The organism is uncultured Modestobacter sp., from assembly GCF_947486615.1.
Classification (GTDB): domain Bacteria; phylum Actinomycetota; class Actinomycetes; order Mycobacteriales; family Geodermatophilaceae; genus Modestobacter.
In genome coordinates, this window is record NZ_CANKUD010000001.1 from 19,843 (window position 1) to 37,065 (window position 17,223).

A 17,223-nucleotide genomic window follows, 5' to 3' on the forward strand; every position below is an offset into this window, starting at 1 on the left:
AGCCGGGGTCCGGGTCCGCGGACCGGGGTCCGGCGCCGGCTCAGCCCCAGCCGGCGAGCACCTCGTCGACCCCGACGGTGGTCGAGGGCGGCGGGGTGGGAGGGTCCGCGGCGGTGCGCGAGAACCGCGGCGCGGGCGCCGGCTGGGTGATGCCGTCGACGTCGATCAGGGTCCGGCGGGCAGCGAGCTGGCGGTGGCCGGTCGCCTCACCGAAGGCGAGAACCGGCGTCACGCAGGCGTCGACCTCGGCGAACACGGCCGCCCACTCGTCCCGGGTCCGGCTGGCGAACAGCTGCTCGAACCGCTCGCGCATCCGCGGCCACGACGACGCGTCGCGCTGGGCGGGCAGGTCGCGGGGGTCCAGGCCCAGCGCGGTGACGAACCGCTCGTAGAACTGGGGCTCCAGCGCGCCGACGGCCATGTAACCGCCGTCGGAGGTCGCGTAGCAGTCGTAGAACGGCGCGCCGCCGTCCAGCACGTTCGAGCCTCGCGACTCGTCCCACCGGCCCAGGCCCCGCTGGCTCCAGATCACGTGCGACAGGTGGCTGGTGCCGTCGACGATGGCGGCGTCCACCACCTGTCCCCGGCCGGACCCGGCACGTTCCACGATCGCGGCCAGGATGCCGACGACCAGGTACAGCGAGCCGCCGCCGAAGTCCCCGACCAGGTTGAGCGGGGGCACCGGCGCCTGCCCGGGATGCCCGATGGCGTTCAGCGAGCCGGTGACGCCGACGTAGTTGATGTCGTGGCCGGCGCGGTGGGCGTCCGGGCCGTCCTGGCCCCAGCCGGTCATCCGCCCGTAGACCAGCCGCGGGTTCACCGCCGCGCAGTCCTCCGGGCCCAGCCCGAGCCGCTCGGTGACCCCGGGCCGGAAGCCCTCGATGAGCACGTCGGCCGCCCGCACCAGGTCCAGGACGGCGGCCCGGTCGGCGGGGTCGGCCAGGTCGGCCTGCACCACCCGGCGGTTGCGCAGCTGCGGGTTGCCGGGCTCACCCGCGGCCGCCGGCCGGCCGGGACGCTGCACCCGGACGACGTCCGCGCCGAGGTCGCCGAGCAGCATCGCGGCGTGCGGGCCGGGGCCGATCCCGGCCAGCTCGACGACCCGGACGCCGGCCAGCGGGCCGCTCACCGGAGCAGGTGGCGGGCGACCACCATGCGCTGCACCTCGGTGGCGCCCTCACCCAGCCGCTTGACCCGCAGGTCCCGGAACCACCGCTCCAGCGGGGCCTCCGCCGACAGGCCCATCGCACCGAAGACCTGCACGCACCGGTCGACCACGCGGAAGGCGGCCTCGGTGCTGTAGAGCTTGGCCACGGAGGCGTCGACCCGCACGTCCCGGCCGAGGTCGGCGTTCCAGGCCGCCTGGTAGATCAGCAGCCGGGCGGCGCGCAGCTCGATCTCGCTGTCGGCGAGCATCCACTGGATGCCCTGCTTGTCGGCCAGCGGGCTGCCGAACACCACCCGGTCCTTCGCCCACGCGACGGCCAGCTCGAGCGCCCGCTGGGCGATGCCCACCGGGCCGGCGCCGTAGGTGATCCGCCCGGCGACGAGGAACCTCCCGGCCAGGGCGAACCCATCGCCCTCCGCGCCGATCCGGTCCGAGACCGGTACCCGGACGTCGTCGAAGTGCAGTTCGTAGGGCTGGTAGGAGCTCATCACCGGGATGGGGCGCTTGGTGAGGCCGGGCGCGTTCGCATCGACGATGAGCGCCGAAATGCCCGACCGGTCGCCCTGGTCGCCGGTGCGGGCGTACACCACGCCCCACTGTGCGGTGCCGGCGTGCGTCGTCCACATCTTGGCGCCGTTGAGCACGTAGCAGTCGCCGTCGCGCTCGGCCCGGCACCGGATGGCGCGGGCCGGGTCCGAACCGCCGGATGCCTCGCTGATCGCGGTGAACGCCCGCCCGGCCCGGCCCTCGATGATCGGCCGGGCGTACCGGTCGAACTGCTCGGGCGTGCCGGACAGGACGACGTTGGGCGGGTTGCCCCCGAACGCCCCGGCCGCCGGGAAGAACGCGCCCATCCGGCACTTGGCCGCCTCCTCGGCGACCACCACCTGACCGAGGACGCCGAGGCCCGCGCCCCCGAACTCCGCGGGGGTGGACAGCGCCCACAGCCCCAGGTGGCGGGCCCGGGCCTGCAGCCGGGCGAGCTCCTCGGGCGGGGCTCCGGCGGCGTCGTGGGGGAGGGACTCCTCGAGCGGGCGGACCTCGTCGGCCATGAACCGCCGCACGGTCTCCCGCAGCAGGACGAGTTCGGCGGGGAGCTCCCAGGCGCCGGCGGCCTCCGGGGGATCGGGCTGGTCCAGTACCACGTCAGTCCTCCGCGGGTCGGTCGCTGCGTCAGTGGTCGGTGAGCTCGGGCAGGCCGCGGGCCCGCCGGGCGGCGTTGGTCTGGTGGAGGTGCTCCCGGTCGTAGGTCTCCGTCCACTCGGCCGGGAGCGCCTTCCAGGCCGTGCCGATGTCCAGACGGCGACCGCCGTGCAGCCGCTCGGCGGCGACCACGTCGGCGAGGAAGATCGAGTTCTCCTCGTTGTCGAGGACGCCGACGACGCGGCCCTCGACGTAGGAGAGCGCGTCGGCGAGGACCGGCGACCCGGTGACGCCAGGCGTCCAGTCCAGGCCGGCCAGCTTGTCCCCGTCGCGACCGGAGCTGCCCCCCAGCGTCATGATCGTCCGCAGCGAGCGCGGCAGGAGCTCGTCGGAGGCACCGAGCAGGTGCAGCGCGAAGACGCCGGACTCCCGCACCAGGTCGTGGCTGAAGTTGTACTTCGTGATGCTGATCGTGACCCGCGGCGCTTCCGGGAGGATGCTGCCGCCGCCGGCCGACAGCGAGATGAGGCCGTTCGTCCGGCCGCCGGACACGGTGGTGATCGCGACCGGGAACGGCCGGAGGCCGTTGAGGGTCGCGGCTGCGGCGTCGAGGTCCGGGCCCATGCGTGGGATCTCCCTGCGGGAACGTGCGCGGATGGATCGTCGCGGCGCCTGCCCGGAGTGACCCCGGAGGCGGGCGGTGCGGCTGCCCCCTCAACTTGGCACACTGTGCCACGCGAGGGCAAGGCACACTGTGCCAGTGGAACCGACCGGCGGGGGACCCGCCCGCACGGAGCTCCCCTCTCCGGCCGCCCACCACGGCCGGCACCCCGGCGGGCTGGCCGCCACCCACGCCGACGAGACCGTGCGGCGCATCGAGCGCGCCGCACTGGACCTGTTCATCGCCGAGCCGATGGAAGGGGTGTCGGTCGCTCGGATCGCCGCGGCGGCCGGGGTCTCGGTGCGCAGCTTCTACCGCCGGTTCCCGGGCAAGGAGGACGTCCTCCTGGTGACGCCGACCTCCCTGGCCACCGAGGTGCAGCAGGCGATCGACCGTCGTCCGGCCGGCGAGCCCCCGTTCGCGGCGATGCGCGAGGCGGTCGACGAGCGCTCCCGCGCCGGCGACGAGGACCTGCGGCGGTGGCAGGCCGCCGTGGCCGCCTGCCGCGCCGGCAACCGGATGATCCAGCAGGTCGTGGCGGTCACCAGCCCGCTGCTGTCCGCCGCCTTCGCCCGGCGCTGCGGCCAGGCGCCCACCGATCCGTGGCCGGACATCGCCGGGGTGATCGCCGCGACCGCGCTGGTCACCGGGGCCCGGCGGTTCGCCGTCCACGGCGGGGAGCTGCGCGAGCACGTGCTGCAGGCCATCGACGTCGTCGGCCGCGGGCTCGACGCGCCGCCGTTCGCGGCTGGCCCGACGCCGTCGGCCCACCCGGCCTGACGTCCCGAGGCCCCGTGCCGGCCGGCGCCCCGGCCCGTCCGCTACACCGCGCCGGACGCGCGCAGCGCGGCGATCGCTTCCGGGTCCAGCCCCAGCTCGGCCAGCACCGCGTCGCTGTGCTGGCCGACGGCCGGCACCGGGCCCATGACGGGCTCGACCCCGCCGATCCGGGCCGGCGGGAGCAGCGCCCGGACCGGGCCCACCGACGTGCCCACCTCGGCCCAGTCCAGCTGGGGGTGGTCCAGCAGGTCGGTGACCTCGTTGAACCGGCCGTTGGCGATCTGGGCGGCGTCCAGCCGGGCCAGCACCTCGTCCGCGGACCGCGCCGCCAGGGCCGCCTCGACCTCCAGCACCAGGACGTCCCGGTGCCGCACCCGGAGCGCGTTGGTGGCGTACCGGGCGTCGTCGGCCAGCTCCGGTCGCTCCAGGACCTGGTCGCACAGCCGCCGCCACTCCCGGTCGTTCTGCACGGCGAGCTGCACGCTGCCGCCGCCGCCGGTGGCGAACGTGCCGTAGGGCGCGATGGTCGCGTGGCTGGTGCCGGTGCGCGGGGGAGGGGTGCCCGTGTACATGGCGTAATAGAGCGGCTGGGACATCCACTCGGTCAGCGAGTCGAACAGCGACACCTCGACCGCCGCCCCCTGCCCGGTCCGCTCCCGGGCGTACAGCGCGGTGAGCACGCTCGAGAGCCCGTACATGCCGGCGGAGATGTCGGCCACCGAGATGCCCACCTTCGCCGGGGCCTCCGGTGAGCCGGTCACCGACAGCAGCCCGGTCTCGCACTGCACCAGCAGGTCGTAGGCGCGGCGGTCGCGGAAGGGGCCGGAGCTGCCGTAGCCGGAGATGTCGCACACCACCAGCCGCGGGTCCCGCGCCCGCAGCTCCTCGGCGGACAGCCCCATCCGCGCGGCGGCACCGGGCGCGAGGTTCTGCACGAAGACGTCCGCGCCGGCGATCAGCCGGGCCAGCACCTGCCTGGCCGGCTCCTGCTTGAGGTCCAGCGAGACCGACTCCTTGGACCGGTTCAGCCACACGAAGTAGCTGGCCAGCCCCCGGACGCTCTCGTCGTAACCGCGCGCGAAGTCACCGCTCCCGGGGCGCTCGATCTTGATGACCCGGGCACCCAGGTCGGCCAGCTGACGGGTCGCGAAGGGCGCCGCCACGGCCTGCTCGATCGACACGACGGTGATGCCCGCCAGCGGGCGGGCCGGGTCGACGCCGGTGGCGGGCGCGCTCACCCGAGGACGAACGGGTCGCGGGTGGCGCCGGTGGTCTCGATCCACACCGCCTTGTCGGTGAGGTACTCGTGCAGCCCCTCGATGCCGTTCTCCCGGCCGAAGCCGCTGGCCTTGACCCCGCCGAAGGGCATCGCGTAGTTCAGCGTCCGGTAGGCGTTGACCCATACCGTTCCGGCGCGCAGCCGCTTGGTCAGCCGGAACGTGCGCTGCACGTCGCGGGTCCACACCCCGGCGGCCAGGCCGAACCGGCTGTCGTTGGCGAGCGCGACCGCCTCGTCCTCGGTGCGGAACTTCAGCACGCTGAGCACCGGGCCGAAGACCTCCTCCTGGCAGACCCGGGCGTCGTTGGTCACGTTGGCCACGATGGTGGGCTCGAAGAACAGGCCCCCGAGCCCGCCGTCACCGCCGCCGGTCATGATGTCGGCGCCCTTCTCCTTGGCCTCGGTGACGAAGTCCCGGATCTTGTCCAGCTGGCCGGAGAAGCAGATCGGGCCCATCTCGGTGTCCGGGGCCTGCGGGTCGCCGAGCTTGATCCGGGCCGCCCGGTCGGCCACCTTGGCGACGACCTCCTCGTAGACGTCCTCGTGCACCAGGGCCCGGGACCCGGCGATGCAGGTCTGCCCGGCCGCGGCGAAGATGCCGGCGATCAGGCCATTGGCGGCGGCATCGAGGTCGGCGTCCGGGAAGACGATGTTCGCCGACTTCCCGCCGAGCTCCAGGGTCACCGGGGCGAAGTGCCCGGCCGCGCCCCGGGCCACGGCGATGCCGGTGGTCTCCGAACCGGTGAAGGAGACGCGGTCGACGTCGGGGTGCTCGACGAGCCACCGGCCGACCTCGCGGGAGGCGCCGCTGACGGTGTTGAACACCCCCGGCGGGAAGCCGGCCTGCTCGAAGAGCTCGGCCAGCAGCAGGATGGAGACCGGTGCCTGCTCCGAGGGCTTGGCGACCATGGTGCAGCCGGCGGCGAGCGCCGGGGCGAGCTTGAAGGTCAGCAGCAGCAGCGGGCTGTTCCAGGGCAGGATCGCCCCCACCACGCCGACCGGCTCGCGGGACACGTAGCCGAAGAAGTCCGGCCGGCCGGTGTCGACGACCCGGCCGTCGATCTTGTCCGCCAGCCCCGCGTAGTACTCGTACCAGGAGGGCAGGCTGCGGACCTGCCCGCCCATCTCGCGCAGCAGCTTGCCGTTGTCCCGGGTCTCGGCCAGGGCGAGCTCGTCGGCGTTCTCGGTGATCAGCTCGCCGAGGCGCCGCAGCAGCCGGCCGCGCTCGCGACCCGGCATCGGCCCCCAGGTGGTTTCGAACGCGGTCCGCGCCGCGCGGACGGCGTCGTCGACGTCGGCCTCGGTGGCCTCCGCGACGGTCGCCCAGGGCTCGCCGGTGTACGGGTCGAGCGACTCGAAGGTCGTCCTCCCCGGACGCCGGTCCGCGCCGATCTGCATGCTGATGTGGCGCATGGTGTCTCCTCCAGGTCGAGCCCGGTCGGGTGTCATGGGTTCTGCTGCTCGCGGTGGCGGGTCGCCAGTGCCTCGCTGCCCCGGGCGAGCAGCGTGACGTCGGCGCCGACGAGCACGAAGCGGACGCCGCGGTCGAGGTACCGCTGGGCGGCGTCCTCGGCGAAGGCGTTGACGCCGGCGGCCACCCCGGCGGCGGTGATCGCGTCGATCGCCGTCGCCACGGCGCTGACCACGTCAGGGTGGTCGGGACGGCCGAGGTGCCCCATCGAGGCGGCCAGGTCGGCCGGGCCGAGGAAGACGCCGTCCAGCCCGTCGACCGCGAGGATGTCCGGCAGCGCAGCCAGCCCCCGGACCGACTCGACCTGCACCATCAGCGCGATGCCCTCGTCGGCGGTGGCCAGGTAGTCGGGGGTGCGGTTCCAGCGGGAGGCGCGGGCAAGCGCGCTGCCGACGCCGCGGATGCCGGCCGGCGGGTAGCGGGTGGCCGCGACCAGCGCGGCGGCCTCCTCGCCGGACTCGACCATCGGGATGAGCAGCGCCTCCACCCCGGCGTCCAGCAGCTGCTTGAGCAGCACCGGGTCACCGCCGGGCGGGCGGACCACCGGCACCACCGGGTACGGCGCGACCGCCTGCAGCTGGGCCTGGATCGAGCGCAGGTCGTTGGGGGCGTGCTCGGCGTCGACGAGCAGCCAGTCCAGCCCGGCGCCGGCGCAGATCTCGGCCACGTACGGGCTGCCGGAGGCGACCCACATGCCCACCTGCGGATCGCCGCCGGCCAGCTGCTGCTTCCAGCGCCGGCCGGCGCTCGGCGGGCTCACCGGAACCGGCACGTGATCGCCCCCAGCGGTCCGTAGTCGGCGTGGAAGGTGTCGCCCACCGCTGCCTGGACCGGCCGGATGAAGGAACCGGACAGCACGACCTGGCCCGCCTCCAGGCCCACGTCGAAGCGGGCCAGCTCGTTCGCCAGCCAGGCCACCCCGTTGGCCGGGTGGTTGAGCACCGCGGCTGCGACCCCGGACTCCTCGATCACGCCGTTGACGTAGAGCAGCGCGGAGACCCAGCGCAGGTCCACCTCGGTGGGCCGCACCGCCCGGCCGCCGACCACGATGCCGGCGTCGGCGGCGTTGTCGGCCACGGTGTCGACGATCGTGCGCAGGTGCCCGGTCTCCGGGTCGCTCATCTGCACCCGGGCGTCGAGGATCTCCAGCGCCGGGGTGACCCAGCGGGTGGCGTCCAGCACGTCCAGGGTCGTGATCCCGGGCCCACGCAGGTCCTGGTCCAGCACGAAGGCGAGCTCGACCTCGACCCGGGGGCGGATGAACCGCCCGGTCGGCACGTCACCGCCGTCGGCGAAGAACATGTCGTCGAAGATCGCGCCGTGATCGGGCGTGGTGATCGACAGCGCCTGCTGCATGGTGCGGGAGGTCAGCCCGATCTTGCGGCCGCGCAGCACCGCCCCCCGGGCGAGCTTGGTCTCCACCCAGGCCCGCTGGACGGCGTAGGCGTCCTCCAGCGTCATCTCCGGGTACTGCAGGGACAGCTGCCGGATCGGCGTCCGGGTGCGTTCGGCCTCGTCCAGCCGCGCGGCGGCGTCGGCGACGTCCTCGGCGGAGAGCACCGGGATCAGGAGCGGGTGAGGAAGCGGACGGCCGCCTCGTTGAACGCCTCGGGGTCCTCGAAGTGCGGCCAGTGCCGCACCTCGGGCATCTCGAAGACCTCGGAGTCGGGGATCAGCGCGGCCACCCGGCGGGCGGTGCTCTGGTACTCGCCGTGGTCCTTGCCCGACGCCACGACCAGGGTCGGGGCCTTGATCGCCGACCAATGCGCCTCGGACAGCAGGTTCCGGTCGCGCGCAGCGGGGTCCTGCAGGATCAGCACGTGGTCGATGACCTGCAGGGTCTCCGGCTGGCGGTAGATGGCCTGGCGCAGGGCGACCACGTCGGGGATCCGGTTGTGCTCGTCGGCGATCAGGTGGTCGAACATCGCCTTGATCGAGTTCCACGTGGGGTCCTGGACGGCCTTGGTGCGCTCGGCCCGGATCCGCGCCATGTTGGACTCGGTCGCGATCAGCCCGGCGGGGGAGAGCAGCACCAGCTTGTCGATGCGCTCGGGGTGGTCCAGCGCGAACCGCGCGGACACCCACGCGCCCAGTGACATGCCGATGAAGGACGCCCGCTGCACCCCGAGGGCGTCCATGACCCCGCGGACGTGCTCGACGTACACCGGGATCTCGTAGTCGTAGTCGGGCTTGTCGGAGAACCCGTTGCCGACCATGTCGATGGCGACGCAGTGGAAGTGCGCGCTCAGCGCCTTGAGGTTCGGGGCAAAGGTCTCCCAGTGGCCGCCGGTGCCGTGCAGCAGCACCAGGCCGGGCAGGTCGGGCGAGCCGGCCTCGGCCACCCGGGTGGACACCCCGTCCACGTCGATCCAGTGCTGCCGGAAGGAGACGTCCATCAGCGACGTCCACAGGCTGCGGTACGGGGTCTCGGACCCGGTCATCTCTGTGCCTCTCGGTCGGGTCTCGGCGGCGGCGGGGTCCGGGGCGCAGGGCCCCATCGGCGTCGCGGCCGCCAGTGGTCGATCGCGCGGACGAGCTCCGGTCGGGCCCGGGAGGGGCCGGCGGTCGGGGCGGTGCAGCGCTCCGGGTCGCGACTCTATGCGATTTCTGACACCGAGTATATGGTCGCTGTCAGGGCCCTTCGCCGGGTCCCGCCGTTCCCTCACCGACGAGGCGGCACGGCGGCCGGAACGGCCACGCGACACGGAGGAGGCACGGTGACCGTCGGAGACGGGACGTCGCCCGAGCAGGCCGGCACGCGGGTCGAGCTGGCCACCCTGATGAACGAGTTCGCCTCCGTGCGGATCACCCTCGACACGGCCGGCCACGGTCCGCGGCTGCTGGTCGAGGACACCGAGGCGGGCACCGAGATCCTGCTGTCGCCGATCGAGCTGGCGAGCCTGACGCTGGCCTCCGCCGACGACCGGCTGAACTGGCTGCGGGTCGGGCAGTACCGGGACGAGCGCACGTGACGGCTGCGGCCGTCCCCGCCGGCGCCGTCCCCGGTGCGCCGGTGGGCATCGTCGGCCTGGGTCTGACCACGATGTCGCTGGAACCCGGTGGTGCGCCCGGCGACCTGGCCGCGCAAGCCGTCACCGCCGCCCTGGCCGACGCCGGGCTGACGAAGCGGGACGTCGACGGCCTGCTGGTCAACACCAGCCAGGGCGTGCGGCCGGACCGCCTCTCGGTGGCCCTGGCCCGGCAGATCGGCCTCGGCGACCTACGGCTGCTCGAGCACCTGGAGATCAAGGGCGCGACGACGGTGGCCATGGTCGCCCGGGCCGTGCTGGCCATCCGGGCCGGCATGGCCGAGACCGTGGTCTGCGTGTTCGCCGACGCGCCGCTGCAGCCCGGCGGCAGCGCCGGGTCGACCTACGCGCACAGCGGCGGCTCCGACGGCGTGCGCGGGCTGGAGCGCGCCAGCGGCGTGCTGGGTTCGGTCCCGACGTACGCCCTGATGGCCGCCCGCTACCTGCACGTCACCGGCGGCAACCCCGACGACCTGTGCGCGGTGGCGGTGTCCACCCGCGCCTGGGCGGTGCACAACCCCGACGCGGTGGTCCGCACGCCGCTGGACGCCGAGGGGTATCGGGCCAGCCGCATGATCTCCACCCCGCTGCGGGTGCTCGACTGCGCGCGGCCGGTGAACGGTGCCGCCGCAGTGGTCGTGAGCGGGCGTCCGGGCCGGGGTGGCCATCCGCCGGTGCACGTCCTGGGCATGGGCTTCGACCACCCGGTGCGGCGTCGCCGGGCCGGCACGGAGTCGTGGTTCGGCGGCGGTCGCCGGGCGGCCGACGACGCGCTGGCCATGGCCGGTCGCCGGCCCGCGGACGTCGGCGTCCGGGAGCTGTACGACCCGTTCAGCGTGGTCACCCTGTGCCTGCTGGAGGAGTACGGCTTCTGCGCCCCCGGCACCGCCGGTGCGGTCGCCCGGTCCGGAGCCCTCGGTCCCGGGGGTGACCTGCCCACCAACACCGGCGGCGGCCAGCTCTCCGGCTTCTACCTGCAGGGGATGACCCCGCTGGTCGAGGCGGTCGTGCAACTGCGCGGCACCGGCGGCGCCCGGCAGGTCCCCGGCGTGACCACCGCCTTCGTCGGGGGGATCGGCGGCCGGATCGACCACCATGCCGCGCTCGTCCTGGACCGGGAGGCGGCATGACCACGACCGCGACCGACCTGGCCCGGGCGGACTGGCTGCTCGCGCCGGGGCTCGCGCCGAACGCCGCCGACGCCGTGCTCGCCCCGCTCTACGCCGGTGCCGCGCGGGGTGAGCTGGTGCTGCCCTCGTGCGGGGCGTGCGGCCTGGCCCTCGAGCTGGAGCAGCGGGCCTGCGACCGGTGCGACTCTGCCGACGTCGTCTGGGCGGCCGTGGCCCCGACCGGCGAGGTGCACTCGGCCACCACCGTGCACCGCCGGGAGCGGGGCCTGGTGCTCGCCACCGAGCCCTATCCGGTGGTCGACGTCGAGCTCGCCTCCGGCCACCGGCTGGTGATGACCACGCTCGCCCCCCGGGCGAGCGCCCCGGCGATCGGGGAGGCGGTCCGGATCGGCTTCCGGTCCGTCGGCGGCGTCGCCGTCCCCGCCGCCGAGCTCGCTGCAGCAGAGATCCGTCCCGTTCACCCATCCGATACGGAGGTCACTCCATGACCGTGACAGCAGCGCCGGTCTCCCGGCCGCACGACGTGACCGCCCTGGTCGAACCCGACCGGGTGCACGGCGCGGTGTACACCTCGCCCGAGGTCTTCGAGCTGGAGATGAAGCGGATCTTCCGCGAGGGCTGGGTCTTCGTCGCCCACGAGAGCGAGGTGCCCGAGAAGGGCGACTACGTGACCCGGCGGATCGGCGGCGAGCCCATGGTCGTGGCCCGCGGCAAGGACGGCGTCGTCCGGGTGCTGGCCAACCGCTGCACCCACCGGGGCAACCGGCTGTGCAACGCCGAGAAGGGCAACAGCTCCTCCTTCCGCTGCCCGTACCACGGCTGGACGTTCGGCAACGACGGCAAGCTCGTCGGGGTGCCGATGCGGGACGGCTACGGCGACCGGCTGAACGCCGTCCGCGAGGAGCTCGGCCTGGTGCAGGCGCCGCGGCAGGAGAGCTACGGCGGCTTCGTGTTCGCCTCGCTCGCCCCGACCGGCATCTCGCTGCTGGAGCACCTGGGCAACGCGACCAAGGCCATCGACCGGCTGCTGGACCTCTCGCCGACCCGCGAGATCCAGCTGTCGGCCGGCTGGATGAAGCACCACAACAACTGCAACTGGAAGATGGTGATGGAGAACAACGTGGACGGCTACCACGCGCTGTTCACCCACGCCTCGGTCTACGACGCGGTGCGCCCGGCGAAGGTCTCGCACGTGCCCTCCAAGGTGGAGGTGCTGGTCCGCGACCTGGGCAACGGCCACTCGGAGATCGACTACGAGCCCGAGTACACCCGGCTGGACGAGGAGTTCATCTGGTACGGGCGGCTGCCCCGGGAGAAGGCCCCGGAATACGTCGCCGCGATGGAGGCCGCGCACGGTCCGGCCAAGGCCCACCAGGCCCTGGTGTCCGGGCCGCCGCACACGCTGATCTTCCCCAACCTGTTCCTGGCCGAGATGAACGTGATGACCGTCGAGCCGCTCAACGCCGGCGAGACCATCGCCTTCACCGCCCCGGTGCTGATCCCCGGTGCTCCGGAGATCAACACTAAGACGCTGCGCCGCACCGAGGGCGCGATGGGCCCGGCCGGCTTCCTCATCGCCGACGACGGCGAGATCGGACAGCGCAACCAGATGGGCCTGGCCGCGCAGGACCCCGAGTGGGTCGTGCTCAGCCGGGGGAGCGACACCGACGTCGACGACGAGACCGGCCGGGTCAACCACGACAAGAGCGCCGAGACGCCCCAGCGCGGCTGGTGGAAGCACTGGGCCGGCGTGCTGGCGGGTTCCCGTGGCTGAGCCGGGCACGGTGCAGGAGGTCGTGCGGGTGCAGCCGGCCGACGTCGCGGTCGACCCGGCGGTGGCCGGGCTGATCTACCTGGAGGCCAGGCTGGCCGACGAGGCCCGCTACTCCGAGTGGGAGTCGCTCTGGGCCGACGACGGCCTGTACTGGGTGCCGATGCACCCCGGGGACGACCCCGAGGTCACCCTCTCCTACATCTACGACAACCGCCGGCGGATCAAGAGCCGGGTGGCGCAGCTCAACACCGGCACCCGGCACTCTCAGACCCCGCCCTCGGTCATGCGCCGCACGATCTCCAACCTCGAGGTCGTCGCCCGGGACGAGGACACGACCACCGTGGCCTCGAACTTCGCGCTCTACGAGTACCGGTACGCCATGACCGTGTGGGCCGGCCGGTACGTGCACCGCGTGCAGCTGACCGACGCCGGACCCCTGCTGGTCGCCAAGACCGTGCACCTGGTCAACGCCGGCGGGGCGCTGCCCACCATGTCGTTCCTCATCTGAGGCGACGTCCCCGGGGGACAGCGCTCCCCGCCCCTGCTCATCACGACGCTGTGAGGACCCATGCTCATCGGTGACATCTCCCGGCGGAACGCCCGTCGCTACCCCAGCAAGGCCGCCGTGGTCACCGACACCGGCACCGTGACCTGGGGGGCGCTGGACGCCCGGGCCAACCGGCTGGCCACCCACCTGCTCAGCCGCGGCCTCGACCTCGGCGACCGGGTGGCGGTCTGTGCCCGCAACACCGGCGAGTGGCCGGAGATCACGTTCGGGCTCGCCAAGGCCGGGCTGGTCGCTGTGCCGATCAACACCCGGCTCGCCCCGGCGGAGATCGAGTACATCCTCGCCGACTCCGGCGTGCAGGCGGCGATCGTGCACACCGACCAGGCGCACCTCGTCGCGTCGGTGTTCGCCGACCTCGACGTGGTGCTGGAGATCGGCGGGGAGAGCGTCGGCCGGCCGTACGAGGCGGCGCTGGAGCTGGGCCGCGACGTCGACCCGACGCCCGCGGCGCTGACCGGGGACGACGTCCACTTCCTGCTCTACACGAGCGGGACGACGGGGCGGCCCAAGGCCGTGGTCAACACCCACCGCGGCATGGTCGCCCAGACGCTGGACACCACCATCGTCACCGAGGCGCGGCACTCCGACGTGCTCCTGGCCACGACCCCGTTCTTCACCGCCGGCGGCATGGTTCGGACGCTGGGCTGGATGTACCTCGGGCAGACCATGGAGATCCATTCCCGGTTCGACCCGGAGGCGGTGCTCGACGCGATCGAGCGCCGCCGGATCACCATGACGACGTTCATCCCGACCATGCTGCTGCGCACCCTGCGGCTGCTGGAGGAGAGCGGCCGGCAGCGCGACGTCAGCAGCCTCCGGCGGATCAGTTACGGCTCCTCACCCGTTCCGCCCGGCCTGGCCCAGGAGGCGATGGAGCGGCTGGGGTGCGACCTGCAGCAGCGCTACGGGCTCACCGAGGCCGGCGGGCAGGTCACCATCCTCAGCCCCGAGGACCACCGCGCGATGGTCGCCGGCAAGGAGTCGCTGCGCACCTCGTGCGGGCGCGAGACGCCGCAGGCCCAGATCCGCGTCGTGGGCGAGGACGGCGAGGAGCTGCCGCGGGGTGAGGTCGGTGAGATCGTCATCCAGGCCGACTCGCTCGCCGTCGGCTACTGGAAGAACGCGGAGAAGACCGCCGAGACCTTCCGGCCCACCGGCCTGTGGTCCGGCGACCTGGGCAGGCTGGACGAGGAGGGGTACCTGCACGTCGTCGGCCGCAAGGCGGACATGATCATCTCCGGCGGCTTCAACGTGTACCCGGCCGAGCTGGAGCGGGTCATCGGCGCTCACCCGCTCGTCGACCTGGTCGCCGTCGTCGGGGCGCCGCACCCCGAGTGGGGCGAGACCCCGGTCGCGGTGGTCGTGCCCAAGGGCGAGGTCGACCGGGCCGCCCTCAAAGCCGAGCTCACCGGGCTGTGCCGCACCCAGCTGGCCGGGTACAAGCAGCCCCGCAGCTTCGACTTCCGGACCGAGCTGCCGCTCGGTCCGGCCGGCAAGATCCTCAAGCGCGAGCTGAAGGTGTCCTCCGAGGTGGCGGCATCGTGACCGGCACGATCACCGGCACGATCACCGGGATGACGACCGGCACGACGACATGGCGCCCGACCACGCCGGCGCTGGACACCGCCGGGGTGTGGCAGCTACTGCGGGAGAGCGCCGAGCGCACGCCGGACGCCGTCCTGGTCCGCGACGAACGCCGGCGCGAGGTGACCTACCGGGAGATCCGCGAGTCGGCCGAGCGCGTGGCGGCCGGCCTGCTGGCGCAGGGCATCCGGCCGGGGACGGTCGTGTCCTGGCAGCTGCCCAGCCGGGTGGAGACGATCGTGCTGTTCTTCGCGCTGTCCCGGCTCGGCGCGGTGCAGAACCCGCTGATCATGATGCTGCGCGAGCAGGAGGTCGGGTTCATCGCCCGCCAGGCCGGGTCCCGGCTGCTCGTGGTGCCCTCGGTGTTCCGGGGCACCGTGCACGGTGCGATGGCCGCCTTCGTCGCCGCCGACCAGTCGGGCCTCGAGGTGCTGGTGGTCGACCGGGACCTGCCCGAGGGCGACCCCGGTACCCTGCCGCCCGAGCCGCCGCGCTCCGGACCCGACGGCCGGCCGCCGGTGCGCTGGCTGTTCTACACCTCGGGCACCACGGCCGAGCCCAAGGGCGCCCAGCACACCGACCAGGGGCTGCTGGCCGCCGCGGACACCTTTTGCCGGGCGGTCGCCCCGGTGCCGGCGGACCGCACCGCGTCGCTGGCGCCGATGGCACACGTCGGCGGCGTGCTGCACGTGCTGTCGGCGCTGGCCACCGGCTCCAGCATCCTGATCACCGACGTCTTCGACCCCGCCTCGACACCCGAACAGCTGGGTGAGCAGCGGGTGACGCTCGGCGGGTCCGGGGTGCCCTTCATCAAGGCCTACCTGCAGCGGCAGCGCCAGCAGCCGGGCACCCCGATGTTCCCCGACGTCCGGGCGTGGCTGGTGGGCGGCTCGCCCCGGCCTCCCTCGTTCCACACCCAGGTGAAGACCGAGCTCGGCGGAGTGGGCGTCCTGTCGGGGTACGGCCTCACCGAGTGCCCGTACCTGAGCTGGGCCGCCGTCACCGACGACGAGGCGGACCTGATCTCGACCGAGGGCCGCCCGCCAGCCGGCACCGAGGTGGTCGTGGTGCGCCCCGACGGGTCCCGGGCCGAGTCCGGCGAGGTGGGTGAGCTGCGCGTCCGCGCGCCGCAGCTGACGGTCGGCTACGTCGACGCCGCCCTGGACGCCGACGCCTTCGACGAGGACGGGTACTTCCGCACCGGCGACCTCGCCCGGATCGACGCGCGGGGCTACCTCACGATCACCGGGCGGATCAAGGACGTGATCATCCGGAACATGGAGAACATCTCCGCCCGCGAGGTGGAGGACCGGTTGATGGACTTCCCGGGACTGGCCGAGGTGGCGGTGATCGGCCTGCCCGACGACGCGACCGGTGAGCGGGTCTGCGCCGTCGTCGTCCCGGAGCCCGGGCGCCCGGTGCCGACCCTCGCGGAGCTCTGCGCCCACCTGGCCGACCGCGGCCTGAACCCGCGCAAACTGCCGGTCCAGGTCGAGGTCGTCGAGGCGCTGCCGCGCAACGCGATGGGGAAGGTCATGAAGCCACAGCTGCGCAGCCGCGTCCGGGACGCGGCGGCGCTCGATGTCCCCGAGGTGCTGCGATGACCCGGCTGCAGCTGTCCACGCTGCTGTTCGACGTGGCCGACCACGTCGCGACGGTCACCCTGGACCGCCCGGACCGGATGAACTCGTTCAACGAGCAGATGGTCGATGAGTTCGACCAGGTCTGGCGGGAGGTCCGCACCAACGCCGACATCCATTGCGTGGTGCTGCGGGCGTCCGGCGACCGCGCGTTCTGCACCGGCATCGACATCCGGGAGGGGCCGTGGTGGAACGACCTGCCGGTGTTCTCCCAGGAGGACCCCGGCGCGCTGCTCGGGCCGAAATCGCAGCGGGTCTGGAAGCCGGTGATCACGGCCGTGCAGGGCATGGCGGCCGGCGGTGCCATGTACCTGCTCAACGAGTCCGACATCATCATCGCCGCCCCGGAGGCCACCTTCTTCGACCCGCACGCCAGCGGTGGGATGGTCTCCGCGCTCGAGCCGATCGGCATGCTGCACCGCGGCATCCCGCTCGGTGAGGTGATGCGCTGGGCGCTGCTGGGCAACGAGGAGCGGATGACCGCCGAGACCGCGATGCGGATCGGCCTGGTCAGCGAGGTCGTCGAGCGCGACCGGCTGTGGGCGCACGCGGCGGAGCTGGCCGCGGAGATCGCCGCCCGCAGCCCCGACGCGATCCAGGGCACCGTCCGGGCCGTCTGGGAGTCGCTGGACCAGATGCCCTCGCACGCCAAGCGCACCGGCCTGTCCTACGCCCAGCTCGGCAACCGGGGCGGCGGTCCGCGCCAGCCGGCCGAGCGCCGCGCGCCGCGGTTGCGATGACCGGGCGGCGCGCCACCACCGCCGCGGCCCGGTCCGCGGCCACGTCCAGCAGGAGGCTCCCGTGAAGATCCACGTCAAGCAGATCGAGTGCGCCGGGCACGGTCAATGCGCGGCGCTGGCACCGGAGGTCTACGAGCTCGACGACGACGGGTTCTGCGCCGTCGAGGACCTCGACGTCCCGGCCGAACACGAGGACGCCGCCGCGCTCGGCGCGGCCTCCTGCCCGGCGCAGGCCATCGAGGTCATCGAGGCCTGA

18 protein-coding genes are annotated in these 17,223 nt (G+C 73.6%); 10 read left to right on the top strand and 8 right to left on the bottom strand.

Features of this window, described 5'->3' with window-relative positions:
• Positions 1-40: 40 nt before the first annotated feature.
• The 3 genes from Q1A09_RS00095 to Q1A09_RS00105 are packed head-to-tail and all read right to left on the bottom strand — an operon-like array spanning position 41 to position 2,935.
• A complete protein-coding gene (locus tag Q1A09_RS00095) occupies positions 41-1,129 on the bottom strand; it encodes a CaiB/BaiF CoA-transferase family protein (RefSeq protein ID WP_299950452.1) in 1,089 nt (362 codons plus the stop codon).
• Positions 1,126-2,313: an acyl-CoA dehydrogenase family protein gene (locus Q1A09_RS00100; RefSeq protein WP_299950455.1), complete on the bottom strand. Its 1,188-nt coding sequence runs from the start codon at positions 2,311-2,313 to the stop codon at positions 1,126-1,128. Before Q1A09_RS00100 ends, Q1A09_RS00095 begins: the two co-directional genes overlap by 4 nt.
• A 28-nt stretch (positions 2,314-2,341) precedes the next feature.
• Positions 2,342-2,935 (bottom strand): flavin reductase family protein, encoded by a 594-nt coding sequence (locus Q1A09_RS00105; RefSeq protein WP_299950458.1) that lies wholly within the window; start codon positions 2,933-2,935, stop codon positions 2,342-2,344.
• Between the two features lie 136 nt (positions 2,936-3,071).
• Between Q1A09_RS00105 and Q1A09_RS00110 the strand changes: the two genes are divergently transcribed.
• Positions 3,072-3,752 (top strand): TetR/AcrR family transcriptional regulator, encoded by a 681-nt coding sequence (locus tag Q1A09_RS00110; RefSeq protein ID WP_299950461.1) that lies wholly within the window; start codon positions 3,072-3,074, stop codon positions 3,750-3,752.
• Positions 3,753-3,793: 41 nt separating this feature from the next.
• Here the strand turns inward: Q1A09_RS00110 and Q1A09_RS00115 are convergent, their stop codons facing one another.
• From Q1A09_RS00115 to Q1A09_RS00135, 5 genes are read right to left on the bottom strand one after another with little or no spacing between them, the layout of a single operon-like run.
• On the bottom strand, positions 3,794-4,990 hold the full coding sequence (locus Q1A09_RS00115) for a CaiB/BaiF CoA-transferase family protein (RefSeq protein ID WP_299950464.1): 1,197 nt from the start codon (positions 4,988-4,990) through the stop codon (positions 3,794-3,796).
• On the bottom strand, positions 4,987-6,444 hold the full coding sequence (locus Q1A09_RS00120) for an aldehyde dehydrogenase (RefSeq protein WP_299950467.1): 1,458 nt from the start codon (positions 6,442-6,444) through the stop codon (positions 4,987-4,989). Before Q1A09_RS00120 ends, Q1A09_RS00115 begins: the two co-directional genes overlap by 4 nt.
• A gap of 32 nt (positions 6,445-6,476) precedes the next feature.
• Entirely contained in the window at positions 6,477-7,262 is a 786-nt protein-coding gene (locus Q1A09_RS00125; RefSeq protein ID WP_299950470.1) for an aldolase/citrate lyase family protein, read from the bottom strand.
• Positions 7,259-8,062 carry a 2-oxo-hept-4-ene-1,7-dioate hydratase gene (hpaH, locus tag Q1A09_RS00130; RefSeq protein WP_299950473.1) on the bottom strand — a complete coding sequence of 268 codons (804 nt, stop codon included), beginning with the start codon at positions 8,060-8,062 and terminating at the stop codon, positions 7,259-7,261. Before hpaH ends, Q1A09_RS00125 begins: the two co-directional genes overlap by 4 nt.
• A gap of 5 nt (positions 8,063-8,067) precedes the next feature.
• The gene (locus tag Q1A09_RS00135; RefSeq protein WP_299950476.1) at positions 8,068-8,943 is read right to left on the bottom strand and encodes an alpha/beta fold hydrolase; all 876 of its coding nucleotides are present in this window, start codon (positions 8,941-8,943) and stop codon (positions 8,068-8,070) included.
• Between the two features lie 276 nt (positions 8,944-9,219).
• Between Q1A09_RS00135 and Q1A09_RS00140 the strand changes: the two genes are divergently transcribed.
• From Q1A09_RS00140 to Q1A09_RS00180, 9 genes are all read left to right on the top strand, one after another.
• Entirely contained in the window at positions 9,220-9,474 is a 255-nt protein-coding gene (locus tag Q1A09_RS00140) for a hypothetical protein (protein ID WP_299950478.1), read from the top strand.
• Positions 9,471-10,661 carry a thiolase family protein gene (locus tag Q1A09_RS00145; protein ID WP_299950481.1) on the top strand — a complete coding sequence of 397 codons (1,191 nt, stop codon included), beginning with the start codon at positions 9,471-9,473 and terminating at the stop codon, positions 10,659-10,661. The genes Q1A09_RS00140 and Q1A09_RS00145 overlap by 4 nt, the downstream gene beginning before the upstream one ends.
• On the top strand, positions 10,658-11,149 hold the full coding sequence (locus Q1A09_RS00150) for a Zn-ribbon domain-containing OB-fold protein (RefSeq protein ID WP_299950484.1): 492 nt from the start codon (positions 10,658-10,660) through the stop codon (positions 11,147-11,149). The genes Q1A09_RS00145 and Q1A09_RS00150 overlap by 4 nt, the downstream gene beginning before the upstream one ends.
• Complete coding sequence (locus Q1A09_RS00155; RefSeq protein ID WP_299950487.1) at positions 11,146-12,435, top strand: aromatic ring-hydroxylating dioxygenase subunit alpha; 1,290 nt, start codon at positions 11,146-11,148, stop codon at positions 12,433-12,435. Before Q1A09_RS00150 ends, Q1A09_RS00155 begins: the two co-directional genes overlap by 4 nt.
• The gene (locus tag Q1A09_RS00160; RefSeq protein ID WP_299950489.1) at positions 12,428-12,943 is read left to right on the top strand and encodes an aromatic-ring-hydroxylating dioxygenase subunit beta; all 516 of its coding nucleotides are present in this window, start codon (positions 12,428-12,430) and stop codon (positions 12,941-12,943) included. Before Q1A09_RS00155 ends, Q1A09_RS00160 begins: the two co-directional genes overlap by 8 nt.
• Before the next feature lie 60 nt (positions 12,944-13,003).
• A complete protein-coding gene (locus tag Q1A09_RS00165) occupies positions 13,004-14,548 on the top strand; it encodes a class I adenylate-forming enzyme family protein (protein WP_299950492.1) in 1,545 nt (514 codons plus the stop codon).
• Entirely contained in the window at positions 14,545-16,191 is a 1,647-nt protein-coding gene (locus Q1A09_RS00170; protein ID WP_299950495.1) for a class I adenylate-forming enzyme family protein, read from the top strand. The genes Q1A09_RS00165 and Q1A09_RS00170 overlap by 4 nt, the downstream gene beginning before the upstream one ends.
• A complete protein-coding gene (locus Q1A09_RS00175; RefSeq protein WP_299950498.1) occupies positions 16,188-16,967 on the top strand; it encodes an enoyl-CoA hydratase/isomerase family protein in 780 nt (259 codons plus the stop codon). The genes Q1A09_RS00170 and Q1A09_RS00175 overlap by 4 nt, the downstream gene beginning before the upstream one ends.
• Before the next feature lie 61 nt (positions 16,968-17,028).
• The gene (locus tag Q1A09_RS00180) at positions 17,029-17,223 is read left to right on the top strand and encodes a ferredoxin (RefSeq protein WP_299950501.1); all 195 of its coding nucleotides are present in this window, start codon (positions 17,029-17,031) and stop codon (positions 17,221-17,223) included.